General features: G+C 69.9%; 29 protein-coding genes. 13 read left to right on the forward strand and 16 right to left on the reverse strand.

All coding sequences use genetic code 11. The features are described 5' to 3' along the window. Together ABZ297_RS03240 and ABZ297_RS03245 are read right to left on the reverse strand one after the other, a co-directional pair. The coding region (locus ABZ297_RS03240) for a hypothetical protein (RefSeq protein WP_355338564.1) at positions 1-203 on the reverse strand (203 nt) is incomplete at its 3' end. Positions 204-211: 8 nt separating this feature from the next. Continuing rightward, positions 212-814 carry a biotin transporter BioY gene (locus ABZ297_RS03245; RefSeq protein WP_355338567.1) on the reverse strand — a complete coding sequence of 201 codons (603 nt, stop codon included), beginning with the start codon at positions 812-814 and terminating at the stop codon, positions 212-214. Positions 815-1,042: 228 nt separating this feature from the next. Between ABZ297_RS03245 and ABZ297_RS03250 the strand changes: the two genes are divergently transcribed. The 4 genes from ABZ297_RS03250 to ABZ297_RS03265 all read left to right on the forward strand — a co-directional run bounded on the left by ABZ297_RS03250 (position 1,043) and on the right by ABZ297_RS03265 (position 4,115). Beyond that, complete coding sequence (locus ABZ297_RS03250; protein WP_355338570.1) at positions 1,043-2,452, forward strand: NAD(P)/FAD-dependent oxidoreductase; 1,410 nt, start codon at positions 1,043-1,045, stop codon at positions 2,450-2,452. 345 nt (positions 2,453-2,797) lie between these two features. Beyond that, complete coding sequence (locus ABZ297_RS03255) at positions 2,798-3,298, forward strand: phosphoheptose isomerase (RefSeq protein WP_355338573.1); 501 nt, start codon at positions 2,798-2,800, stop codon at positions 3,296-3,298. Continuing rightward, positions 3,295-3,519: a HypC/HybG/HupF family hydrogenase formation chaperone gene (locus tag ABZ297_RS03260; protein ID WP_355338576.1), complete on the forward strand. Its 225-nt coding sequence runs from the start codon at positions 3,295-3,297 to the stop codon at positions 3,517-3,519. The genes ABZ297_RS03255 and ABZ297_RS03260 overlap by 4 nt, the downstream gene beginning before the upstream one ends. Beyond that, positions 3,516-4,115, forward strand: a complete 600-nt coding sequence (locus tag ABZ297_RS03265) for an SIS domain-containing protein (protein WP_355338579.1) — start codon at positions 3,516-3,518, stop codon at positions 4,113-4,115. The genes ABZ297_RS03260 and ABZ297_RS03265 overlap by 4 nt, the downstream gene beginning before the upstream one ends. Here the strand turns inward: ABZ297_RS03265 and hypE are convergent. From hypE to ABZ297_RS03325, 12 genes are all read right to left on the reverse strand, one after another. Beyond that, a complete protein-coding gene (gene hypE, locus ABZ297_RS03270; protein WP_355338582.1) occupies positions 4,098-5,285 on the reverse strand; it encodes a hydrogenase expression/formation protein HypE in 1,188 nt (395 codons plus the stop codon). The genes ABZ297_RS03265 and hypE overlap by 18 nt on opposite strands. Further along, the gene (gene hypD / locus ABZ297_RS03275; RefSeq protein ID WP_355338585.1) at positions 5,282-6,409 is read right to left on the reverse strand and encodes a hydrogenase formation protein HypD; all 1,128 of its coding nucleotides are present in this window, start codon (positions 6,407-6,409) and stop codon (positions 5,282-5,284) included. The genes hypE and hypD overlap by 4 nt, the downstream gene beginning before the upstream one ends. Positions 6,410-6,418: 9 nt before the next feature. Beyond that, a complete protein-coding gene (locus tag ABZ297_RS03280; protein ID WP_350804786.1) occupies positions 6,419-6,691 on the reverse strand; it encodes a HypC/HybG/HupF family hydrogenase formation chaperone in 273 nt (90 codons plus the stop codon). Beyond that, positions 6,669-7,034 (reverse strand): hydrogenase maturation nickel metallochaperone HypA, encoded by a 366-nt coding sequence (locus ABZ297_RS03285; protein WP_355338589.1) that lies wholly within the window; start codon positions 7,032-7,034, stop codon positions 6,669-6,671. The genes ABZ297_RS03280 and ABZ297_RS03285 overlap by 23 nt, the downstream gene beginning before the upstream one ends. A gap of 124 nt (positions 7,035-7,158) precedes the next feature. Continuing rightward, the gene (locus ABZ297_RS03290) at positions 7,159-7,974 is read right to left on the reverse strand and encodes a hydrogenase maturation protease (protein WP_355338592.1); all 816 of its coding nucleotides are present in this window, start codon (positions 7,972-7,974) and stop codon (positions 7,159-7,161) included. After that, positions 7,971-8,972 carry a hypothetical protein gene (locus tag ABZ297_RS03295; protein WP_355338595.1) on the reverse strand — a complete coding sequence of 334 codons (1,002 nt, stop codon included), beginning with the start codon at positions 8,970-8,972 and terminating at the stop codon, positions 7,971-7,973. The genes ABZ297_RS03290 and ABZ297_RS03295 overlap by 4 nt, the downstream gene beginning before the upstream one ends. Then, positions 8,972-9,625, reverse strand: a complete 654-nt coding sequence (locus ABZ297_RS03300) for a DUF6084 family protein (protein WP_355338598.1) — start codon at positions 9,623-9,625, stop codon at positions 8,972-8,974. Before ABZ297_RS03300 ends, ABZ297_RS03295 begins: the two co-directional genes overlap by 1 nt. A gap of 11 nt (positions 9,626-9,636) precedes the next feature. Further along, positions 9,637-9,855 carry a hypothetical protein gene (locus ABZ297_RS03305; protein WP_355338601.1) on the reverse strand — a complete coding sequence of 73 codons (219 nt, stop codon included), beginning with the start codon at positions 9,853-9,855 and terminating at the stop codon, positions 9,637-9,639. After that, positions 9,852-10,547 (reverse strand): DUF5947 family protein, encoded by a 696-nt coding sequence (locus tag ABZ297_RS03310; RefSeq protein WP_355338604.1) that lies wholly within the window; start codon positions 10,545-10,547, stop codon positions 9,852-9,854. The genes ABZ297_RS03305 and ABZ297_RS03310 overlap by 4 nt, the downstream gene beginning before the upstream one ends. After that, entirely contained in the window at positions 10,544-10,996 is a 453-nt protein-coding gene (locus ABZ297_RS03315; protein ID WP_355338607.1) for a hypothetical protein, read from the reverse strand. Before ABZ297_RS03315 ends, ABZ297_RS03310 begins: the two co-directional genes overlap by 4 nt. An 8-nt stretch (positions 10,997-11,004) precedes the next feature. Next, the gene (locus tag ABZ297_RS03320; protein ID WP_355338610.1) at positions 11,005-12,810 is read right to left on the reverse strand and encodes a nickel-dependent hydrogenase large subunit; all 1,806 of its coding nucleotides are present in this window, start codon (positions 12,808-12,810) and stop codon (positions 11,005-11,007) included. A 16-nt stretch (positions 12,811-12,826) separates the two neighbouring features. Further along, on the reverse strand, positions 12,827-13,873 hold the full coding sequence (locus ABZ297_RS03325; protein ID WP_355338613.1) for a hydrogenase expression protein HypE: 1,047 nt from the start codon (positions 13,871-13,873) through the stop codon (positions 12,827-12,829). Positions 13,874-13,983: 110 nt separating this feature from the next. Here ABZ297_RS03325 and ABZ297_RS03330 point away from each other — a divergent pair, with 110 nt between their 5' ends. The 3 genes from ABZ297_RS03330 to ABZ297_RS03340 all read left to right on the forward strand — a co-directional run bounded on the left by ABZ297_RS03330 (position 13,984) and on the right by ABZ297_RS03340 (position 15,132). Further along, positions 13,984-14,496, forward strand: coding sequence for a hypothetical protein (locus tag ABZ297_RS03330; protein ID WP_355338616.1), 513 nt, complete (start codon positions 13,984-13,986; stop codon positions 14,494-14,496). A gap of 79 nt (positions 14,497-14,575) precedes the next feature. Beyond that, positions 14,576-14,863, forward strand: coding sequence for a type II toxin-antitoxin system Phd/YefM family antitoxin (locus tag ABZ297_RS03335; RefSeq protein WP_355338619.1), 288 nt, complete (start codon positions 14,576-14,578; stop codon positions 14,861-14,863). After that, positions 14,860-15,132, forward strand: coding sequence for a type II toxin-antitoxin system RelE/ParE family toxin (locus tag ABZ297_RS03340; protein ID WP_355338622.1), 273 nt, complete (start codon positions 14,860-14,862; stop codon positions 15,130-15,132). Before ABZ297_RS03335 ends, ABZ297_RS03340 begins: the two co-directional genes overlap by 4 nt. An 88-nt stretch (positions 15,133-15,220) precedes the next feature. Here the strand turns inward: ABZ297_RS03340 and ABZ297_RS03345 are convergent, their stop codons facing one another. Then, entirely contained in the window at positions 15,221-15,862 is a 642-nt protein-coding gene (locus ABZ297_RS03345) for a GNAT family N-acetyltransferase (protein ID WP_355338625.1), read from the reverse strand. 164 nt (positions 15,863-16,026) lie between these two features. Between ABZ297_RS03345 and ABZ297_RS03350 the strand changes: the two genes are divergently transcribed. The 6 genes from ABZ297_RS03350 (at position 16,027) to ABZ297_RS03375 (ending at position 20,510) form a co-directional block, all read left to right on the forward strand. Further along, a complete protein-coding gene (locus tag ABZ297_RS03350; protein ID WP_355338628.1) occupies positions 16,027-16,464 on the forward strand; it encodes a MarR family winged helix-turn-helix transcriptional regulator in 438 nt (145 codons plus the stop codon). Then, a complete protein-coding gene (locus ABZ297_RS03355) occupies positions 16,461-16,832 on the forward strand; it encodes a nuclear transport factor 2 family protein (protein ID WP_355338631.1) in 372 nt (123 codons plus the stop codon). Before ABZ297_RS03350 ends, ABZ297_RS03355 begins: the two co-directional genes overlap by 4 nt. 159 nt (positions 16,833-16,991) lie before the next feature. Next, positions 16,992-17,210 (forward strand): hypothetical protein, encoded by a 219-nt coding sequence (locus tag ABZ297_RS03360; protein ID WP_355338634.1) that lies wholly within the window; start codon positions 16,992-16,994, stop codon positions 17,208-17,210. Between the two features lie 227 nt (positions 17,211-17,437). Beyond that, positions 17,438-18,748, forward strand: a complete 1,311-nt coding sequence (locus ABZ297_RS03365) for a sugar ABC transporter substrate-binding protein (RefSeq protein ID WP_355338637.1) — start codon at positions 17,438-17,440, stop codon at positions 18,746-18,748. 14 nt (positions 18,749-18,762) lie between these two features. Further along, positions 18,763-19,689, forward strand: a complete 927-nt coding sequence (locus ABZ297_RS03370) for a sugar ABC transporter permease (RefSeq protein WP_355338640.1) — start codon at positions 18,763-18,765, stop codon at positions 19,687-19,689. Beyond that, on the forward strand, positions 19,686-20,510 hold the full coding sequence (locus ABZ297_RS03375; RefSeq protein WP_355338643.1) for a carbohydrate ABC transporter permease: 825 nt from the start codon (positions 19,686-19,688) through the stop codon (positions 20,508-20,510). The genes ABZ297_RS03370 and ABZ297_RS03375 overlap by 4 nt, the downstream gene beginning before the upstream one ends. A 3-nt stretch (positions 20,511-20,513) precedes the next feature. Here the strand turns inward: ABZ297_RS03375 and ABZ297_RS03380 are convergent, their stop codons facing one another. Next, positions 20,514-21,383: an AraC family transcriptional regulator gene (locus tag ABZ297_RS03380; protein WP_355338646.1), complete on the reverse strand. Its 870-nt coding sequence runs from the start codon at positions 21,381-21,383 to the stop codon at positions 20,514-20,516.

The raw sequence follows: 21,383 nt of genomic DNA on the forward strand, positions 1-21,383 counted from the left end.
ACACCGTGCGCAAGCACGTCAAGGTCGAGAACGACCGCTGGTACTACCACGCCGACCGCCTCGGCCTGCTCGTCTGGCAGGACATGCCCGCCGCGGACCCTGCGGGCCAGGTCGGCGTAGCTCACCTCGCCTTCCGCGCCGCGCAACGCGGTCCGCCCAGGACGGTGCAGAGCGTGGTTCAGTACCTGTGCGGCGACCGGCATCGTACGGGTCAGCCCTCCCTGCCGGCCTGGAGCCGTTCGCGGTGTACCACGGGCACCGCGTCGGGATACGCCCGTTGCGTCCCCCTCGCCACCACGGACGCGATCAACGCCTTGGCCACGTCCCCGGGCAGGAAGACGGCGCTCAGCAGGGCGGCCTGGCCGAGCGAGATCCCGGCGATCGCCGCCTGGACGGGGATGCCGAACAGGTAGATCACGCCGACCCCGCCCACCAGGCAGGCGAGCATGAGCCGGCCGAGGCCGGGAGTCCGTCCGGCGCGCTCGACGAGCCAGCCGGTGACGGCCGCGCCGGGCACCCACCCGATCAGGAACCCGGCGGACGGCAACGCGAAGACGGCCAGCCCGCCGCGGCCCCCCGCCAGCAACGGCAGCCCCACGGCGACCAGCACCAGCAGGACGACCACAGCCAGCGCGGCACGCCACGTGCCCAGGATCGCCCCGGCCAGCATCACACCGAGCGTCTGCAGCGTGATCGGCACCGCGTTGCCGAAGACGTTCAACGCGCCCGGCAGGCCGAGCACGGCGATCAGCGCCGCGAAAACGGCGACCCGCGCGAGATCTCCCGTGGGAAACCTCCGGCTGGACTGGGGCATGCCCCCTCCTAGATGTGAGATGTCTACGAACAGGACCGATCCCACACCAGAACATCCCGGTTCGCGCATGGAGGAATCCCACAACATTCTGCGCGAAGCCTGTCGCGTCCTGCGCAGCGCCCCGGCCCCTCAGCGGCGGGCGCGCGGAGGGGAGGTGGCGTGCCAGTCCAACCCTGGGCTCACATGACAGACTGCTCGACATTGGCGCAGACCGTTGTGGAGAGTGACGTGACTGACGTATTCGACGTGATCGTGATCGGCGCCGGTCCGGCCGGTGAGAACGTGGTGCAGCGCGCGGCGCGCGGCGGGCTGAGCGCCGCCATCGTGGAGGATCGGCTCGCCGGCGGCGAGTGCGCCTACTGGGCGTGCGTCCCGAGCAAGGCGTTGCTGCGCCCGGTGGGGCTGGCGGGCGAGGTCCAGCGGGTGCCGGGGCTGTCGCTGGGGCCGATCGAGGTCGACAAGGTGCTGGCCAGGCGCGACGAGGCTGTGTCGCACTACGACGACTCCGGCCAGGTGCGGTGGATCGGGAGCGTGAACGCGACGTTCGTCCGCGGGCGCGGGAGGCTCGACGGCCCCAGGCGGGTTCGGGTGACCGCGGAAGGCGGCGCGGAGCGGGTGCTCACCGCCCGGCACGCCGTGGTGCTGGCGAACGGCAGCGGCGCCGCGATCCCGCCCGTCCCTGGCCTGGCCGAGGCCAAGCCGTGGACGAGCCACGAGGTCACCGCCGTCACCGCGGTGCCCGAGCGACTGGTCGTGATCGGCGGCGGCGTGGTCGCCTGCGAGATGGCCCAGGCCATGCACGGGCTGGGCGCGCGGCAGACCACCGTGCTGGTGCGCGGCGGCACGCTCCTGGGGCGGATGGAGCCGTTCGTGAGCGAGTTGATCGCTGAGTCCTTCGCCGCGTCCGGCATCGACGTCCGCTTCCACACGGACGTGACGGCGGTCGAGCGCCCCGAGCCCGGCGGCAAGGTGACGGTCCGGCTGCCGGACGGCCCGCCGCTCGAGGCCGACGAGGTGCTGGTGGCCACCGGCCGCGACCTCACCGCCCGCGGGCTCGGGCTCGACACCGTGGGCCTGGGCGACGGCCCCGTCGAGGTCGACGACAGCATGCGCGCCACCGGCGTCGCCGACGGCTGGCTGTACGCGGTCGGCGACGTGAACGGCCGCGCGCTGCTCACCCACATGGGCAAGTACCAGGCGCGGATCTGCGGCGACGTGATCGTCGCGCGGGCCAAGGGCGAGCCCGACGACCTGCCCGCGCTCCGCGACATCGCCGACGGGTACGGCGCACCGCAGGTGGTGTTCACCGACCCGCAGGTCGCCACGGTGGGGCTCACCGAGGCCGCCGCCCGCAGGGCGGGCTACCGGGTGCGCGCCGTCGAGTACGACCTGGCCGCCGTCACCGGCGCCTACCTGCTCGGCGACGGCTACCGCGGCCGGGCGAAGGCGGTGGTGGACGAGGATCGGCGGATCCTGCTCGGCGTCACCTTCGTCGGACCCGGCGTGGGCGATCTGCTGCACGCCGCGACGGTCGCGGTGACCGCGGAGGTGCCGCTGGAGCGGCTCTGGCACGCCGTGCCGTCGTTCCCGACCGTCACCGAGGTCTGGCTGCGCCTGCTGGAGACGTACGGGCTTTGAAATGGCAGCACCCTGGCCAGTTGTGGGTTGTGCTTGGCATTCTGGCCAGGGCCTGCTGAGGCAGTACTTTAGCCAGCGCGCACCCACCTGTTCGCGACTTCGCGAATTCTCGCCGCCCAACGCGAAATTAATCCCATACTTCAGCCGATGACTGGGATGAGCTGTATAGACGGGTTCATCAGGGTTTCTACGGCAGCCGCCGCGCCCGTTCATCCGAAGATTTACCGGCTGGATGAAACTTGGCAGGACTTTGGCGATTTATCGGCCAAAGAACGCCAGGACCGCGTTCCAACTGCGATCAAATAATCGGACGGGGTGAAAAGCGGCGAATCACAGGGAGTACGGGTGGCTCATCTACTCGAGCAGGCCGCCGCGGACCGCGCCGGCCCCGGGCTGGCGGTGGCCGAGGACGCCGCGGCGATCGTCCGGGCCGCGCGGGCCATGGCCCAGCGGTTCAGGGGCGGCGCCAGGCTGGTGACGTTCGGCCGCGACGGGGCCGCGGCGGACGCGGCGCACCTGGCGGTGGAGTTCACCCACCCCGTGATCGTGGGCAAGCGGGCGCTCCCGGCGATCTCGCTCGGCGACGCGATCTGGCTGGTGCCCGTCCTGGGACGCCCCCAGGACATCGCGGTCGGCATCGCCCCCGGCGACACGGATCTCACGCTCGCCCGCGAGCTGGGCATGCTGACGATCGCCCTGACGGCCGCCGGCGCCCAGCCGGATGTGGACCACGTCCTGGCCGCGCGCAGTCAGCAGCCGCTGATCGTCAGGGAGGTCCACGTGACGATCTACCACCTGCTCTGGGAGCTGGCGCAGGTGTTCCTGGAGTCGGAGGCCCCTACATGACCACCCGCATGACCAGCTGCTCCGGCGACGCCTGCGTCACCTGCGGGGACGTCGCCGTGCCCGTCCGGATCACCCGCCTGCTGGCGGGCGGGCTCGCGGAGGCCGACACGGGCTCCGGAACCGAGGAGATCAGCGTCGCTCTGGTCGAGGCAGGCGTCGGCGACACCGTCCTGGTGCACGCCAAGGAGGCCATCGCAGTGATCGAGAGGTCAGGTTCGTGACGGAGACGCTCTACCCGTTCCTGCGCCGCGACCCGCTGGACGTCGAGGCGTCCACGGTGGACAAGGCGCGCGAGAGCCTGGCGCTGCGCCAGCGGGTGCTCAACGAGTTCGGCCCGTCGCTGACCGCGTGCGCGGCCGCGATGGACGCCGCCTTCCGCGCCGGCGGCAGGCTGTTCACCTTCGGAAACGGCGGCAGCAGCACCGACGCGCAGTCGGTGGCCGGGCTGTTCACGGCGGGCGGTCTGCCCGCGATCTCGCTGACCTGCGACGCCGCGCTGCTGACCGCGCTGGGCAACGACGTGGGCTTCGACGTGGTCTTCGCCCGTCAGCTCGCCGCCCTCGGCAGCGCCGGCGACGTCGCGATGGCGCTGTCCACCAGCGGCGGGTCGGCCAACGTGCTGCGCGGCCTGGAGGAGGCCCGGCGCCGGGGCATGGTGACGGTCGGGTTCGCCGGATCAGGGGGCGGGCGGATGGCGCAGGAGCACCTGGCCGACCACCTGTTCGTCGTCCCGTCGTCATCGGTGCACCGCATCCAGGAGGCGCAGACGACGCTGTACCACGTGCTGTGGGAGCTGACCTCAGCAGATGCGCGGTAGCGGATCGCCGACGAGGACGTCCACGATCCGGGTGCCGCCGATGGCGGTGCGCAGGAGCACCAGGCCGGGCGGGTCGTCCCTGACCGTGCCGATCACGGTGGCGTCGGCGCCGAGCGGGTGGGCGCGCATCGCCGCCACGGCCCGGTCCGCGCAGGCGCCGTCGACGACGGCGACGAAGCGGCCCTCACAGGCGACGTAGAGCGGGTCGAGGCCGAGCAGCTCGCACACGCCCGTCACCTCGGGACCTACCGGGACGGCGGCCTCCTCGACCACCACGGCCACCTCCGAGGCGACGGCCACCTCGTTGAGTATGGTGGCCACTCCCCCGCGCGTGGCGTCGCGCAACGTCCTGACCTGCTGCGGGGCCGCGTCGAGCAGGGCCGACACGAGGTCGTGCAGCGGGGCTGTGTCGGAGGCGATCGGCGCCTCGATGTCGAAGTCGCCGCGGGCCAGCATGATCGCCGCGCCGTGCTCGCCGATCGGTCCCGACACGATCACCGCGTCGCCGGGCCGCGCGCCGGAGGCCGACAGCGTGACCGGCCGTTCGACGACGCCGACACCGGTCGTGGTGATGTAGCAGCCGTCGGCCTTGCCGCGCTGGACCACCTTGGTGTCACCCGTGACGATCGCCACGCCCGCCGCCATCGCCGCCGCGGCCATCGAGGCGGCGATGCGCCGCAGGTCGGCGACGGGGAAGCCTTCCTCCAGGATGAAGGCGGCCGACAGGTAGCGCGGCCGGGCCCCGCACATCGCCAGGTCGTTGACGGTGCCGTTGACGGCCAGGTCGCCGATGTCGCCGCCGGGGAAGAACAGCGGCGAGACGACGAACGAGTCGGTGGTGAACGCGACCCGCCCACCGCCGTGCGCCGGCTGGCCGAGCCACCGAGCCCCGCCGTCGCCCACCGCGGCCAGCCGATGAGCCTCGCCGTCCTCCCCGGAGACGAGCCGGTGCGCCTCGCCGTCGCCCCTGGAGGCGAGGTGCAGGGTCGCGCCGTCCTCCAGAGGGGCCAGCAGGGGGTTGCGGAACGCTTCCAGGAAGACGGCCTCGATCAGGGTGTGGGTGGCCTTGCCTCCCGCCCCGTGGGCCAGGGTGATCCGCTCCTCCCTGACGACCGGCTTGCGGCGGCGGGCCCGTTCGATGCGGTCGAGGACCTGTTGCTCGCGGTTCATGCCCGGCTCGCCTCCCGCACCCGCTCCCGGCTGAAACGTCCGAAGTTGTAGTACGCGGCGCAGGCGCCCTCGGACGACACCATGCACGTCCCGATGGGTGTCTCCGGGGTGCACGCGGTGCCGAACACCTTGCACTCCCACGGCTTGAGCACGCCTTTCAGCACCTCGCCGCACTGGCACGACTTGGGGTCGGCGACGCGCAGACCGGGCAGGTCGAAGACCCGTTCCGCGTCGAAGGCGGCGTACTCCTCGGCCATGCCGAGCGCGGAGTGCGAGATGAAGCCGAGCCCGCGCCACTCGAAGTGCGGCCGCAGCCGCATCACCTCGCCGATGGCGGCGAGCGCGACCCGGTTGCCGTGCCACGGCACCACCCGGGCGTACTGGTTCTCCACCTCGCTCCGGCCGTCGGCGAGCTGGCCGAGCAGCATGTGGACCGACTGGAGGATGTCCAGGGGCTCGAACCCGGCGACCACCAGCGGCTTGCCGTAGTCGCGGGCGATGAACTCGTACGGCTCGCAGCCGATCACCGCCGAGACGTGCCCAGGGCCGATGAAGCCGTCGAGCCGCAGGTCGGGCGAGTCGAGGATGGCCTTGATGGCCGGAATGATCATGACGTGGTTGCAGAAGACCGAGAAGTTCTCCAGCCCCTCGGCCGCCGCGCGCAGGACGGTCACGGCCGTCGAGGGGGCGGTGGTCTCGAAGCCGATCGCCATGAACACGACCCGGCGGTCCGGGTTGGCTCGGGCGATCTTGAGCGCGTCGAGCGGCGAGTAGACCATCCGGATGTCGGCCCCCGCCGCCTTGGCGTCCAGGAAGGAGCCGGTGCCGCCGGGCACCCGCATCATGTCGCCGAACGACGTCATGATCACGTCCGGCTGCCTGGCGATGTGGATGGCGTCGTCCACCCTGCCCATCGGGATCACGCAGACCGGGCAGCCGGGGCCGTGCACGAGCGTCACGGCCTCCGGCAGGTGGTCTTCCAGGCCGTGCTTGTAGATGGTGTGCGTGTGCCCGCCGCACACCTCCATGAACGTGTACTGGCGTCCCGGCTCGCAGCGGGCGGCGATGTCCGCGGCCAGCGCCTGGGCCCGGCCGGCGTCACGGTACTCATCGACGAACCGCACGGGCCCTCCTCATGTGATGTCCGATTCGCGCAGCGCGTCCAGTTCGTCCGCGTACGGCTGCCCGAGCCCTTCGAGATAGTCCAGGACGGCCTGCGCCTCGGAGTCGGAGATCTTCGACAGCGCGAACCCCACGTGCACCAGCACCCAGTCGCCGACGCTCAGGTCCTCGTCGGCCAGCAGGCCCACGTTGATCCGGCGGCGCACCCCGCTGACGTCCACCATGGCCAGGTCGGGGTGGTCGTCGACGACACCGACCAGCTCACCCGGGATGCCGAGACACATCGCGTCCCTCCTCCGCGAACAGGACGGACTCCAGGACCAGCTCGTCGCCGCCGGTGACGTGCACGTCCGCGCTGTCGCAGTCCGGGCAGGCGGCCAGCACGTCCAGCGACTCCGAGGTGCCGCCGCAGGACCGGCAGTCGACCTGAACCGGCGTGACGACCAGGTCCACCACCGCGTCCTGCGCGGCGGTGCCCTCGGCCGCGAGCGTGAACGCCTGCCCGAAGGCCTCGTCCACCACCGCGTGCCTGGCTCCGACGCGCACCCGCGCGCCCGCGATCCGCCTGCCGCCCGCCTGCTGCTGAATCAGCTCGACGAGCCCCTCGCACATCCCGATCTCGTGCATGCCGCCTACATCCGTTCCATTCGCAGGTACCGGTGAATCTCCGGCCACTGGTGGACCAGAACCGCCACCAGCCCGCAGACCAGGAGCAGCTGCACCATCCGTGACTTCGTCATGCCAGGTCACCTCATTCGTGAGCCAGATCGCGGGAGCCCGGTCCGGCGCTTTCCGCAATCATGTCCATAACCAGGGACTTCACCAGGCTCGTCGCCTGGTCGAGCGCGGCCCGCACGGGCTCGCTCAGCTCGAACAGCGCCTCACCGACCGACGCCGGTTCGCAGCACACCACTCGCACCAGGCCGGGGACCCGCCCCAGCTCCGCCGCCAGGCGCAGCACCCTGACCGGGTCCATGCCGTGCGTCTCCACGGGCGTGACGCCGCTGTCGGGCAGCTCGGGGTCGAGCACGGTGAGCGTGCCGGGAGGCTCGCCGCGCGGGGCGGCGTCCACGAAGACCACCGCGTCGTAGTCGCGTTGCAGCGCGTAGGCCAGGTCCATGCCGCGGATGCCGAAGTCGACGACGTCCACGCCGGGAGCCGTGCCCTGCTCGGCGAGGCGGCGGGCGACCTCGACGCCGAAGCCGTCGTCGCCCAGGAAGATGTTGCCGATCCCGGCGACCAGGACCCGGAAGCGCGGCGCGCGGGCCGCCTGCTCCGCGAGCGGTTCGATCTCCTCGGCCGAGTAGAAGAACCGGTGGCCGGGCAGCCTGGCCTCGCCCAGGTCGCGCCCCGGGTCGTCGTCGAGCGTGACCGCGAAGTGGAAGGCGCCCTCGTCGTCCTGCTCGATCGCCTCGACCACCGCCACCCGGCCGTCGAGGACGAGGTCGAAGATGTCGGCCTGGTTCTTCGGCCGCAGCCGCACCCGGCTCCCCTCACCGATCGGCACTCCGGCCACGACCACCTCGTCAGGGCCGCGCGCGGCCATCCGCGTCCAGAAGTCGCTCATGTCAGCGGCCTGGTCTCGCGCATGACGCCGTGCAGCCGCATGAGCTCCTCCGGGGTGAGCGAGGCGCACCGGTCGAGGATCTCGCACGCCCGCGGGTCGCCGTCGCGGATCTCCTCCCGCTCACGGTCGCTGAGCGCGAGCACGGACAGCGTGAGGAGCTGGTCGATCTCCGTGGCGTCGTACAGGTCGCCGGGGCTCTCGGGGGCGATCCGCGGATGGTCGTAGAGGATGATCGGCGCGGACAGCATCGTGTGCCGCTCGCCCTCCTCGCCGATCAGCACCGGCCAGGTGCCGACGTTGTCGCAGCCCTCCGCGAGCGCCCGCAGCTCCTCCGGCGGGTCCATGAGCGAGACGAACCGGCCGCCCTGGGTGCGCAGCACGCTGTGCGCGGAGCAGAACGTGCGCTTCAGCGCGTCCGCGCGGGAGCCGCCGTACCAGGGCGTCGTGTTGACCAGCTCGACGGTGAGCCGGTAGACGCCCTGCAGCATCCGCTCGGCGCGCACCTCGACGTGGCCGCTCAGCGTCTGCCAGCCGCGGAGCACCGCCCCGGCCTGCCCGTCGGCGCCGGTCAGCCACTCGACTTCCTGCTCCGCCCGGACGTCGATCTCCATCCTGGACGGGCTCTGCATGAGCTCGGCCAGGTCGAGGCCCGACACGGCCACCTCCCGCTCCCTGGCCTCCTCCCTGGGCAGGTAGCGGGTGCCGTCGAGGGTCAGCTCGGGGACGGGCTCCAGCTCGCCGCCGTGCGAGCGGGCCACGTCGCGGGCGACGACGTGCAGGAAGCGCACGTGGACGTCCACGGTGTCGCCCGGCTCCGCCTCGACCAGGCACTGGGTGCGCATCAGCCACGGGTTGCCGCCGTGCGCCCTGCCGTACTCCTCCGGGTGGACGCCGCCGATCGTCCAGCGTTGCTGGTTCTTCAGCGCCGACTGCCGGTAGGGCCACAGCAGGTAGCCCTCGTACAGCACGGCCCGCGCGATCTGCCGGACTTGATCCATTACGCTCGGCCTCCGCCCGTTTCCAGCAGTGACCGCACCACGTCGTCCCAGCCGACGAGGGTGTGGCGCACCTTGTACGCGTACAGCCGGTCGAACGCGTCGCGGCCCAGCCGCACCCAGGCGCTCTCCGGGAAGTAGCGGTCCATCAGGTCCTTCCAGACGCGGACCGGCATGTCGAAGTCCGCCTCGGTGTCCCAGGGGAGGTGGACGGCCTGGAGCCGGCCCTCCTCCAGGTAGAAGGCGGTGCCGGTGAACAGGAACTCCAGCGGGATGTCGCCGTCCTCCAGCACGTGGAAGTACTTGGCGGCGGCCACCTCGAAGTCGTAGGTGCAGGCGACCGCGACGGGCGCGAGCGTGCTCCCGGTGAATCCGGGCACCTGGGTGACGGTCTGCGTCCACAGCAGGCTCGACAGGTTGCGTCCCCAGTCCTCCGGCGGGCCGAACAGTTCGGCGAGCCCCCGCTGGGCGCGCTCGTCGTAGGCGCGGCGTGGGGCCGCGATGCGGAGCTGCGTGTTGAGCGTGAGCGAGCGGACCTCCGGCCCGCCGGTGTTGTCGATCCGCAGCTTGAAGTGCAGGGTCGGCACCGCCGCGGACCCAGCGGGCTCGACGCCCTCGACCGCGATCCGCAGCTGCGGTGATCGGCTGGTTGGCATCGGGGCGCGGCTCAGGCGGGCGAGAGGTTGGGCATGTCGGGGTCGATGGGGTCGTGCGCCTTGGCGTTGATGCCGGTCGAGCGTTTGGCCGTGGACCGGTCGTCGGGCAGGTGGCCGGCCTGCTTTTCGTAGTTGCCGCACGCGTTGCCCTCCGCGACGCCCTTGACGTGGGAGGGGGCGTCGGGTCGCACGTCCGGCCTGCCGGTCCTGATGGTCTTGTCCTTGGTCATGCCGGGTTCCTGTCGTCGGTCGCGGAGACGGTTTTAGACCGTTCGCCGAGATTTGCGAAGAATTGAGTGATCTGTTCGCGGACGTCCGGGCCACCTGTCAGGCCCTTCCAGTGCGTGCGGAGCAGGCCGACCAGCGCGTAGCAGTCGTCCACGGGCACGAGCCACGCGTCACCCCCGCGATCCACCAGCAGGGCTTCGACATCGGACGCCAACCGCCCGAGCACCGGGTTGGCACGTTCCAAGAAGGTCCAGGCGTCCTCATCGCAGGGCGCCGCGACGGCACCCTGCGGACTCGGGTAGAACACCACCGTCCGCTCCGCCCCCGAGTCGCGGACCAGGAACGCCACCTGGACGGGAATGCGCAGCCTCGCCCAGGTCACGTCGTCCAGCGAGAAGTCCCGCAGCCGCAGGCGACGGTCGGGCACCAGGCGGTACTGCGTGCCGCCCGCCGACGCGTGGTCGAACAGCACGCAGCAGGCGCGGCAGGCGCAGCGCAGCTCGCGCAGCGTCAGGTCCAGCAGGTGGCGGTGCGTACCGGGCACGGGTTCACCGCACAGGTCACACCGCTCGGACTCCTGCTCGTCCTCGTGCTCTGCCTCGTGCCGCTGGTCCGGGTGCTGCCGCGCCTCGCGGTTGCGCTCGACGAGCTCGCGCAGGCGGCCGGCGCCGACCACCCCGCTCGGGCCGGTCACGTCCTCCCCACCCTGACGGTCAGGCTCTCCACGGGGATCATCACCGGCGGCGGCCCGGCCTCCTCGAACTCGACGCGCTCGATCTCCGGGGCGGCGTCGCGCACCGCGCTCTCCAGGGCCGCCTGCGCCGCCGCGGCCGAGGAGCGGCAGCCGGACGGCCGCAAGCGCAGCAGCACCAGGCCGTCCTCGACCGTCACCACGTCCGCCTGGCCGGCGGGCACCGCGGCCTCCACCCTGGTCCGGGTGTCGAGCGGGTGCAGGCCGTGCAGCAGCAGCAGGGCGGCGACCAGCTCGTCGCCGGCCAGCTCGACCGCCACCGTGTCGCCGACGGCCGCCACCACCCGCGACAGCCCCTCGCCGTAGAGGTCGAGCAGCGCCCGCGCCAGCTCGACGGCGGCCGGGTCCGCGTCGTCCAGCAGGGTCTCGACCCTGCCGATCAGCTCCTTCATCGCCGGCCCTAGCCCGAGAAGCTCGTGCCGAGCGTCGGCGAGTGCACCTGCTGGAGCACCTTGCCCTCGCCGAGGTACATGTGGACGCCGCACGGCAGGCACGGATCGAAGCTGCGGACCGTCCGCATGATGTCGATCCCCTTGAACGAGTCGGCCCCGTTCTCCTCGAAGATGGGCATGCCCTGGACGGCGTCCTCGTACGGGCCCGGCGTGCCGTACATGTCGCGCGGGCTGGCGTTCCACGGCGTGGGCGGGTACGGGTGGTAGTTGGCGATCTTGCCGTCGCGGATCACCATGTGGTGCGAGAGCACCCCGCGCACCGCCTCGTGGAAGCCGCAGCCGATCGCGTCGTCCGGCACCTCGAAGTCGGTGAACACCTTCGTCCGCCCGGCCCTGACCTCGGCCATCGCCTGGTCCAGGAAGGAGAAGGCCATCGCCGCCGCGTAGGCGACGAAGTAGATGCGGGCGCGGTTGCGCTCGATCGTGTTCGACCAGCGCGGGATCTTCCACTCGAAGCTCATCTCCGGGTACGCCGCGCTCTTCGGCAGGTTGATCTGCACGCCGTTGCCGGTGGCCCGCACCATGCCGGTGTCGACGAGCCCGGCGAGCGCGGTCGCCCAGAGCCTGGCCAGCGGGCCGCCTCCGGTGTCGAGCGCCAGGTGGTCGCCGGTGCGCGCGTCGTGCCAGCGGGGGCTCATGACCCAGCTGTAGTTGCCGCCGTCGAGGTCGCGCTTCTGCGGCTTGGGCAGCGTCGTCTGGTTCCACGGATGCCGCTTGTCGACCGGGTTGCCGAGCGGGTCGTGGGTGACGAACGTCTCTTCGTTCGTCCAGTCGTCGTAGTACGAGCTGCCCAGCATGATCCGGATGCCGAGATTGATGTCGACCAGGTTCGTCGTCACCAGCTCGCCGTCGACGACGACGCCGGGCGTGACGAACATCTGGCGTCCCCACTCGTTCATGTGCCGGTAGTCGTAGTCGACCACGTTCGGGTCCTGGAACGAGCCCCAGCAGCCCAGCATCACCCGCCGGCGGCCGACCTCCTCGTAACCGGGCAGCGCCTCGTAGAAGAAGTCGAAGAGGTCGTCGTTCATCGGGACGGCCTTCTTCACGAAGTCGAGCACCTTCAGCAGCCTGGCCAGGTAGTCGGTGAACACCTGCGGCGTCGCCACCGTGCCCACGCCGCCCGGATAGAGCGTGGACGGGTGCACGTGCCGCCCCTCCATCAGGCAGCACATCTCGCGGGTGATCCGGCTCACCTGGAGCGCCTCGCGGTACATGTCACCCGTGAACGGGTTGAAGGCCCGCATGATGTCGGCGATCGTCCGGTAGCCGTGGATGCGGCCTCTCGGCGCCTCGGCGGTCTCCGCCCGACGCAGCAGCGTCGGGTTGGTCTCCTTGACCATCTGCTCGCAGTAGTCGACGAAGACCAGGTTGTCCTGGAAGAGCGTGTGGTCGAACATGTACTCGGCGGCCTCGCCGAGGTTCACGATCCAGTCGGCCAGCGGCGGCGGTTTGACGCCGTACGCCATGTTCTGCGCGTAGACCGAGCAGGCCGCGTGGTTGTCACCGCAGATGCCGCAGATCCGGCTGGTGATGAAGTGCGCGTCGCGCGGGTCCTTGCCCTTCATGAACACGCTGTAGCCGCGGAACAGCGACGAGGTGCTCTTGCACTCGACGACCTCGCGGTTCTTGAAATCGATCTTCGTGTAGATGCCCAGGTTGCCGATGATCCGGGTGATCGGGTCCCAGGACATCTCGACCAGCGCGCGGGGCTCCCCCACCTGCTGCTCGGCGCCCGCGGTTCGGGTTGTCACCTCGACGTTCCCCCTCTTAGCGATTGCCCCAGCGCGGGTCGTACCCGCTCGTGAGCTTGCGGCGGTTGTGGCGCCACTTCGGCTCCTTGTTCGCCGCGCGGTTGGTGATGGAGCGCAGCCCGCGGATCAGAGTGCCGTAACCGCCGGCGAGCGTGGCCGACAGCGCACTGCCCGGCGGCTGGTCCATGAACGGCATGAACTTGTCCGGGAAGCCGGGCATGGTGCAGCCGATGCAGATGCCGCCCACGTTGGGGCAGCCGCCGACGCCGTCCATCCAGCCGCGCTTGGTGACGTTGCAGTTGACCACGGGGCCCCAGCAGCCGACGCGCACCAGGCACTTGGGGGAGTTGTAGTCCTGGGCGAAGTCGCCCTGCTCGTAGTAGCCGGCCCGGTCGCAGCCCTCGTGCACGGTCTTGCCGAACAACCACGTCGGACGGAACATGTCGTCCAGCGGGATCATCGGCGCCGAGCCGGCCGCCTGGTACAGCAGCCAGGTCAGGGTCTCCATGAAGTTGTCCGGCTGGACGGGACAGCCCGGCACGTTGACGATGGGCATGCCCCCGGCCGAGCGGAAGTCGCGACCGAGGTAGTCGGTGAGCCCCATGCAGCCGGTGGGGTTGCCCGCCATGGCGTGGATACCGCCGTAGGCGGCGCAGGTGCCGATCGCGACGACGGCCCACGCCTTGGGCGCGAGCCGGTCGATCCACTGGTTGACCGTGATGGGCTCGCCGGTCGCCGGGTCGTTGCCCATGGACGTCCAGTAGCCGTCGCCGTTGATCCGCTCGTTCGGGATCGAGCCCTCCACCACGAAGATGAACGGGCCCAACTCGTCTCTGTCGGCCTGGTGGAAGGCCGCCATGAACTCGTCGCCCACCTCCTTGGCCAGCACCTTGTTGTGCAGGTGCACCTTCGGCAGGCCGGGCACGTACCCGAGCAGGACGTCCTCCAGGCTGGGCAGCGTGGCCGCCGTGACCGAGACGGTGTCGCCGTCACAGCTCATACCTTCGGACGTCCACAGGATGTGGACCTCGTCCAGAGCGACTTGTTTACTGGCAGCTTTCATGGCCTAAGCCCCCTTCTTGGCCATTTGCAGAGGTTGAGGCGCTGTCACGCTAGGTATCTGACCATTACCTCTACGTAACTGACATACCGCGTCGAAGAAGGTTGCAAACCATGACACAGACCCTGCCGACCCGCGCCGAACCCACCGCGCCCGTCATGCCCGTCGAGCCCACCGAACGCCGCAGACCACGCAGGTCCATCCGGCGAGCCGCAGCCCGCGGCGCCGTCGGCGCCATGGCCATGTCCGGGCTGCGGCAGTTCACGACCTCGCTGGGAATGGTCGCGAAGGTGCCGCCGGAGGCCGTCCTCGAACGCACCGCGCCTCGCATGCTCCGCCGGCTCCCGGTGACGCGGCGACCGGCCCTGGTCGAGGCGGTGCACTGGAGCTACGGCGCGCTCGGAGGCGCGGTGTTCGGCCTGATGCCCCACGCGGTACGCCGCCACGCCTGGACAGGACCGGCCTACGGCCTGGCGCTCTGGGCCCTCTTCGAAACCTCCATCGCGCCCACGCTCGGCCTGCCCCGCAGAGAGCACACCACGCCGGAACGGCTGGCGCTGCTGGCCGACCACATCCTGTACGGCATGGTGGTCGCCGCCTCACCCCGGCCACACCACGACAAGTGAACCTCGACACCACTACACGACCGACTGATTTGGCCAAAATTTCAGCCGTTATCCAGGCCAACAGAACTAGCATTGGTCCATGGAAACCATTCCGATCAGCGAGGCGAAGGACAGGCTGACCGAGTTGGCCGACAGGGCCGCCCGTGAGCACGATCACTTCACGCTCACTCGCAACGGACGACCGCATGCCGTCATAGTGTCCGTGGCTGAGTGGGAGTCACTGCAGGAGACCCTGGAGATCCTCGCCGATCCGGAGATGCGTTCCGACTTGGTCGAGGCCGCCGCAGCCGAGGCAAGAGGCGATACAACCACCGAGGAGGAGATGGCCGCCACCATGGCCGCCCGTCTCGGCAGGGCCAGCGCGTGAGCGACCGGTACACCGTCCTCCTCGCCCCGCCGGCTCGCCATGCCCTTGCCACAGACCTCCCTGAGAGCGTGGCCGCCGCAGCCTGGGAACTCATCACCGGTGCGATCGCCCGGGAGCCGTGGCGTGTCGGCAAACCACTCCAGGAGCCCTACGAGGAACTACATGTCGCCCGGCGTGGGACATATCGCTTGGTCTATCGCATCGATGAGGACAAGCACACCGTTACGATCCAGACGATCAAACACCGCCGCGACGCCTACCGTCCGTGACGCCCCGCAGAGCATGCCTGCCGTGCGATGAGCACCGTCCAGACGCCGTCCCGTTCTGGCCGCACTTCAGAAAGGCGAAGCCGGCAAGTCAGGCGAAGGCCCCCAGCTGGAGGCTGACCTGCGAACCGACCTCGCGGAATCCGAGTGCTCGGGCGACCCGACGCGACGAATCCGGACGAGCCCGCCACTGAGGCAGCAGCTCGTTCGCCAACGCCTCCGCAACTGCTGCCGAAGCCACCACCCGCGCCAGGCCACGACCGCGATACTCAGGGGCGGTCAGGACGGACAGATGCGCCGCCGTGTCCAACCACGGCCGATATCCAGCAGCGGCGATGACATCCTGATCCTTCCGGATGACGAAGGCCGCCGAGGCGATCTCTTCCAGCCCACTCTCGTCCGCATCCTGGTCTCCCACCGAAGTAACGAGCGCGCACACGTCGGGATGGGCCGCAGGCAGGCTCTCGACCTCGGCGCCCGCATGAGCAGCAGCGAAGTCCTCGGCATCGAGGTATGCCAGTGCCGCCGGGCCCAGGACGTCGAGGACGGGCAGTGTCGTCCGCAGCCGAGCGAGATCGATATCGGATTCCCCGAGGTGTTCGAGCAGCGCAGCCTGCAGGGGCTCAACCAGCTCGGCGCTGGGAACTGTGGCGAGGACGGCCCCGTCCAGCACGACGACGCCTGTCCATTGCGCTGGGCACAGCCACGACTCGGGCGAGGCCACCACCTTCACGCCGCCACGCGAGGGAACCGTGACAGGGACCCGAGCCAAGCTCGCCCACATCTCGCGCGCGCGATCCAAAGAGTTCCGCGACATCCGTCGATGATCTCGGTTCTCGAACCCCGAGGCCAGCCGAGCCATCTCTTGATATCTTCAAGAGTTGAAGCTATAAAGAGATGGTGCATGAAGAGACGTCTGAGGACACGTTCTTCCGTGAGGTCGCAGGCGCCTGCGCCGAGCTGCGGCAGGCGTTCGCCCGGCACGTGGGCATGAGCCCGCACCGCGTGCAGCTGCTCGTCCGGCTGCGGCGTGACGGCGAGACCAGCCACAGCGACCTGCGCCAGACGCTGGGCATCGACGGTGCGAGCGTGACCAGGCTGGTCAAGGAGTTCGAGGCCGAGGGGCTGGCCGGACGCCGCCTCGACCCGGCCGACAACCGTTACACGCTGGCCGCACTGACCTCCGCCGGCGAGCGGGTGGCGGCCGATCTGGAGCGATTGCACCAGGCGTACCAGGAGCGGCTGCTCGACGGCGTCACCGCTCAACAGCAGGAGATCGTGCTGGACGTCCTTCGGCGCGTCCGCGCGAACATGACCGAACAGGAGAGCCGATGACAGACGACGTGCGAGCTGCCGCCCAGCGCATGTACACGGCGTTCAACGCCCACGACCACGCCGCTGCGGCGGAGATCTTCACAGCGGACTTCTACAGCCACCCCCTGGGCACTACCGGGCCGGAGAGCGTCACCCAGTCGTGGCAACGGTTCCACGAGGCGTTCCCTGCTGCCCGGGTCGTCGTCGAGGACATGGTCGTCGAAGGCGACACCGCCGCCGTCCGCACGAGCGTCCACGGCGTTCCCGGCCGGCAGCCACCGACCATGTTGGAGATCTTCCGCGTGCGCGACGGACGCATCGCCGAACTGTGGGGGCTGTCCTCGCTGCGACGCGACTCCGAGGCGGCTGCCGCACAGGCGCACCGGTGACTGGCTGCTCAAGTCGCCGTCTTTGATCGAAACCAGCTCCGACGCCGTCGACGTCATAGTGAAGTGGCGTGGCAAGCGGTACGAGCAGGCGGCGGACGTGTTCCCGCACCCACCGCGCATCGACCTGGACGGGCCACCCCCTCGGGAAGGAGGCCCACCGTGAGATGGGAGCCGTTCGAGCGGCTCGGCGAACGTCTCCGCGTCACCGAGACCAGTTGCTGCGGCGAGTACGAGTGGGTCTGCCAGGGCGGCCAGTATCTCGTCCTCCGCCACGGCGAGCTCGGTTACGAGGAGGCGGGACGCGGCACGTACCGGCAGGCTCGCGACCTCTGGGACGAACTCGTCCACCGCCATGATCACTGCGCGACCACGTCGTGACGCCGTTCGACCAGCCGCTCAGATCCGCCGGTAGCGTCCCCCACCAGCTCGCCGCCGGCTGACCCGTGCCGCTGCCGGCCGTTCCCATCCTCCCCGAGGGCCTGCTCGGGGCCGTGGCCGTCCGTCGAGCAAAATGCAACAGCCCCCGAGCGATAGTCCATGGCGTCTCGACCCGTGGCGCGGGACGGTTGCGGAGCTCTTGGAGGGATGGGAAAGGATGATCGATCATGCGCAAGGCGTCGCTCGCTCTTGGCCTTACCGGGGTGCTCCTGGCCGGGGGGCTGGCCGGCTGCGGTGACGGTGAGAGGCAGGAACCGGCCCAGCAGCCCGCGGCGAAGGGCCCGGTGACCGTCGAGTGGTGGGGGTGGGCACCCGGCTACGACAAGGCCGCGGCGGCCTGGAATGCCGGCCACCCGAACATCCAGGTCAAGTTCACGCAGGTGGAGTCTGGAGGCAAGGGCGGCTACCAGAAGATGCTGAGCGCGGTGAAGGCGGGCAACGCCCCCTGCCTGGCCCAGGTCGGCGTGGAGACGCTCGCCAGCTTCCTGGTCGAGGGCGCGCTCGAGGACATCACTCCGTACGCCAAGGAGTCGGCCGCGAAGTTCCAGCCATGGGCGCTCAACTCCGTGACCTTCGGCGGCCGCCAGGTCGGCGTCCCGGTGGACGCGGGACCGATGGGGCTGATCTACCGCAAGGACGTCTTCGACAAGCACAAGATCGCCGTACCGACCACCTGGGAGGAGTTCGCGGCAGCCGCTCAGAAGCTGCACGAGGCCGACCCGAAGGCCTTCCTCGCCTCCTTCAACCCTGACGACATGTACGGCTTCAGCGGTCTGGCCTGGCAGGCCGGCGCGTCCTGGTTCTCCACCAGTGGCGACTCCTGGAAGGTGTCGATCACCGACGAGGCGACCACCAAGGTGGCGAACTACTGGCAGGGCCTGCTGGACAAGAAGCTGGTCGAGGTGAAGCCGGCCTGGTCCGACGCGTGGTTCAAGGCGTTCAACGACGGCGAGGTCGCCTCCCTGGTCAGCGCGGTCTGGATGACCAAGGTGCTCGAGGAGTCGGTGCCCAAGAGCAAGGGCAAGTGGGCGGTGGCGCCGATGCCTGACTGGGTGGCCGGCCAGACCGTCACCGGCAACGTCGGCGGCTCACCCAACGCGGTGTTGAAGGGCTGCAAGAACCCGAAGGAAGCGGTCGAGTTCGCGACCTGGATGTCGACCGACCGGGGCGCCTTCGACGATCTCGTCGTCAACGGCGGCCTGTTCCCGACGACCACCGACGGCGCCTCGCTGCCGTCGATCGCCAAGGGGCGCCCGTTCTATGGCGACCAGCCGATCTTCCAGGTCTTCGCCAAGGCGGCCACGACTGTCGCTCCGACCTTCGCCTGGGGTCCGACCACCCCTGCGGTCAACGACGCCTTCAACACCGAGGTCGGCAAGGTCGTCACCAAGGGTGGCACCCTGCTGGACGCGTTGAAGGCGGTCCAGGCCAAGGCCGTGACCTCCATCAAGGACAAGGGCCTCAGCGTCACCGAATAGAGGAAGGCAGCCTGATGGCAGTCACCCCCCTTGCCCAGAACGCGCGAACCAGCAGGGCGCGGCCCCGCACCCGGTCCCGATGGAACTCCCCGGGCCGGGCAGCAGCGCCCCTGCTCATCCCGTTCTGTCTGCTCTTTATCGTCTTCTTTCTCGCCCCGGTCGGCTATGCGATCAACGAGAGCCTGCACGCGGTCAAACGGTCCGGGCTCGGGTTCGGCTCACCCGAACGGATCTTCGCCGGCCTCGGCAACTACACCAAGGTCTTCCAGGACGGAACGTTCCTGGCAGGGGTCGGCAGGCTCCTGCTGTTCGGCCTGGTCCAGGTCCCGATCATGCTCGGGCTCGCGCTCGTCCTGGCACTGCTGCTGGATGGGAAGGCCGCCCGGTTCACGCGGTTCTTCCGGGTGGTCTACTTCCTGCCGTACGCGGTGCCCGGCGTGATCGCCGCGATCGTCTGGGCGTTCCTCTACAACCCCGAGGTCCTCGGCGTCGACCTGCTCGGCGACGGAACCGTGCTCTGGTCCATGGGGAACATCGTCACCTGGACGTGGACCGGCTTCAACATGCTCGTCATCTACTCGGCGCTCAAGGCGATCCCGTCGGAACTCTACGAGGCGGCCGCGCTCGACGGCGCGTCCCCTTGGAAGATCGCCTGGTCCATCAAGATCCCGATGGTCCGGCCATCGCTCGTCCTCACCGGCGTGTTCTCGATCATCGGGACGCTTCAGCTGTTCAACGAGCCGATGATCCTCAGCGATGTCACCCCGGCGGTGTCCAAGGACTTCACCCCGCTGATGTGGTCGCTGCAGGTCGCGCTCGATCACAACGACTACGGGCTCGGCTCGGCGATCTCGATCGTCCTCGCGCTGGTCGCCGGCGGCCTGTCCCTGCTGTTCCTACGCCTTTCCGCGTGGCTCACCGCCCGAGGAGCACGCCCGTGACCCGCGCCCGGATTCTTGTCACCTCGTTCCTGTTCGTGGTGGCCGCCTACATGTTGCTGCCGATCTGGTGGCTCGTGGTGTCGGCCAGCAAGTCCAGCGCCGACCTGTTCAGCACCAACCCGCTCTGGTTCAGCGGGCTGAATCTGGGCGACAACCTCAGCCGGGTGATGTCCCAGGACAACGGGCTGTTCCCGCGCTGGATGCTCAACACCCTGCTGTACGCGGGCGGCGGTGCATTCGGGGCGATGCTGCTGGCCGCCATGGCCGGGTACGCACTGGCCAAGTTCCCGTTCCGGGGCCGGAATGTGCTGTTCGGGGTGATCATGGCTGCGGTGCTGCTGCCGCTCCCGCTGCTGACGATCCCGATCTACCTGCTGGAGAGCAAGATCGGCCTGATCAACACGGCCTGGGGAATGCTGCTGCCGAGCATGGTCAGCCCGTTCGGTGTGTACCTGGCGCGCGCGTTCGCCCAGGTCGCCGTGCCGGACGAGTTGCTGGACGCCGGCCGGGTGGACGGGGCGGGCGAGATCCGGCTGTTCTTCACCGTCGGGCTGCGACTGATGGCGCCCGCGATGGTCACCCTGTTCCTGTTCCAGTTCGTCGCGATCTGGAACAACTTCTTCCTGCCGATGATGCTGCTGAACGACCAGGAGCTGTGGCCCATCACGCTGGGACTGGTGAGGTGGCACGGCATCAGGACCGGGTTCCTGCGCGACGCGGTCGTCACCGGAGCGTTGTTGTCCCTCATCCCGGTCGTCCTGGCGTTCCTGTCGTTGCAGCGGTTCTGGAAGGCCGACCTGGCGGCCGGCAGCATCAAGTAACCGTCAGGGAGTCCGTGACTGATGCTCCCGGAACGTGCTCGGCGAGGCGCCGACCCGGCGGGTGAACAGCCGGGTGAAGTAGGCCGGATCGTCGTAGCCGACGCGCCGGGCCACCGCGGCCACCGGCAGGTCGGTCGTTGCCAGCAGTTCCTTGGCGAGGTTCAGCCGGATCGTCAGCAGGTAATCCTTGGGGCTGCAACCCGCCCTGCGCCTGACCGACTCGCGCAGCTCGGTAAGGCTCATCCCAAGCCGCTTCGCGTGCTCGAGCACGGTCCACGGCTCGCACGCGTCGCGGGACAGCGCCTCCAGGACCGAGCCGCTGTCCCGGCTCGCTACTTGGCTGCGCTGCAGCACGACCAGCAGTTCGTGCACGCCGGCCGCGGCCGCCACCTCCGGGTGCGGCCCCGGCTGGCTGAGCGCCGCGGTCATCTTGCGGATGACCACCCGGGCCGGTTCGGCCGAGGTGAGCGGCACAACCGGCTCGTCCGGGTTGAGGAAGCCCATCTCGACATAGGCGGCCACAGAGGGGCCGGTGAAGTCGGCGAAGCACTCCGACCAGCCCGGCTCGTAGGGGCCGTAATGGTGTTCCACGCCGGGCGACAGCCAGAGCAGGCACGGGGCGACGACGTCCACCGGGGGCCGTCCCCCGGAGGAGAACCAGCCCGCACCGGACAGCACGATCACTGCGACATAGTGGTTGAGCGTGCGGGGGCCGACGGTGGGCAGCCGCCCGTTCTGCATCCCCACCGCCAGGCAGGCGAGGCCGAGCCGGCGGTGGATGGGGGCGGGGGTGAGGTAGCGCCACCAGTGGTCCCAGTGCTCCTGACCCTGCACCCAGTCGATAGGTCCAACCGGATGCCGTGAAGAGTCCAT

This window comes from Nonomuraea sp. NPDC005983 (genome assembly GCF_040614375.1).
Classification (GTDB): domain Bacteria; phylum Actinomycetota; class Actinomycetes; order Streptosporangiales; family Streptosporangiaceae; genus Nonomuraea.

Bases quoted from the DNA above. Each gene is read 5' to 3' on its own strand.
- ABZ297_RS03280 (WP_350804786.1), bottom strand. From the start codon at position 6,691: ATGTGTCTCGGCATCCCGGGTGAGCTGGTCGGTGTCGTCGACGACCAC.
- ABZ297_RS03330 (WP_355338616.1), top strand. From the start codon at position 13,984: ATGACACAGACCCTGCCGACCCGCGCCGAACCCACCGCGCCCGTCATG.
- ABZ297_RS03365 (WP_355338637.1), top strand. From the start codon at position 17,438: ATGCGCAAGGCGTCGCTCGCTCTTGGCCTTACCGGGGTGCTCCTGGCC.
- ABZ297_RS03350 (WP_355338628.1), top strand. From the start codon at position 16,027: ATGGTGCATGAAGAGACGTCTGAGGACACGTTCTTCCGTGAGGTCGCA.
- ABZ297_RS03370 (WP_355338640.1), top strand. From the start codon at position 18,763: ATGGCAGTCACCCCCCTTGCCCAGAACGCGCGAACCAGCAGGGCGCGG.
- ABZ297_RS03245 (WP_355338567.1), bottom strand. From the start codon at position 814: ATGCCCCAGTCCAGCCGGAGGTTTCCCACGGGAGATCTCGCGCGGGTC.
- ABZ297_RS03295 (WP_355338595.1), bottom strand. From the start codon at position 8,972: ATGGATCAAGTCCGGCAGATCGCGCGGGCCGTGCTGTACGAGGGCTAC.
- ABZ297_RS03325 (WP_355338613.1), bottom strand. From the start codon at position 13,873: ATGAAAGCTGCCAGTAAACAAGTCGCTCTGGACGAGGTCCACATCCTG.
- ABZ297_RS03335 (WP_355338619.1), top strand. From the start codon at position 14,576: ATGGAAACCATTCCGATCAGCGAGGCGAAGGACAGGCTGACCGAGTTG.
- ABZ297_RS03355 (WP_355338631.1), top strand. From the start codon at position 16,461: ATGACAGACGACGTGCGAGCTGCCGCCCAGCGCATGTACACGGCGTTC.
- hypE (WP_355338582.1), bottom strand. From the start codon at position 5,285: ATGAACCGCGAGCAACAGGTCCTCGACCGCATCGAACGGGCCCGCCGC.
- ABZ297_RS03290 (WP_355338592.1), bottom strand. From the start codon at position 7,974: ATGAGCGACTTCTGGACGCGGATGGCCGCGCGCGGCCCTGACGAGGTG.
- ABZ297_RS03300 (WP_355338598.1), bottom strand. From the start codon at position 9,625: ATGCCAACCAGCCGATCACCGCAGCTGCGGATCGCGGTCGAGGGCGTC.
- ABZ297_RS03260 (WP_355338576.1), top strand. From the start codon at position 3,295: ATGACCACCCGCATGACCAGCTGCTCCGGCGACGCCTGCGTCACCTGC.
- ABZ297_RS03285 (WP_355338589.1), bottom strand. From the start codon at position 7,034: ATGCACGAGATCGGGATGTGCGAGGGGCTCGTCGAGCTGATTCAGCAG.
- ABZ297_RS03305 (WP_355338601.1), bottom strand. From the start codon at position 9,855: ATGACCAAGGACAAGACCATCAGGACCGGCAGGCCGGACGTGCGACCC.
- ABZ297_RS03315 (WP_355338607.1), bottom strand. From the start codon at position 10,996: ATGAAGGAGCTGATCGGCAGGGTCGAGACCCTGCTGGACGACGCGGAC.
- ABZ297_RS03380 (WP_355338646.1), bottom strand. From the start codon at position 21,383: ATGGACTCTTCACGGCATCCGGTTGGACCTATCGACTGGGTGCAGGGT.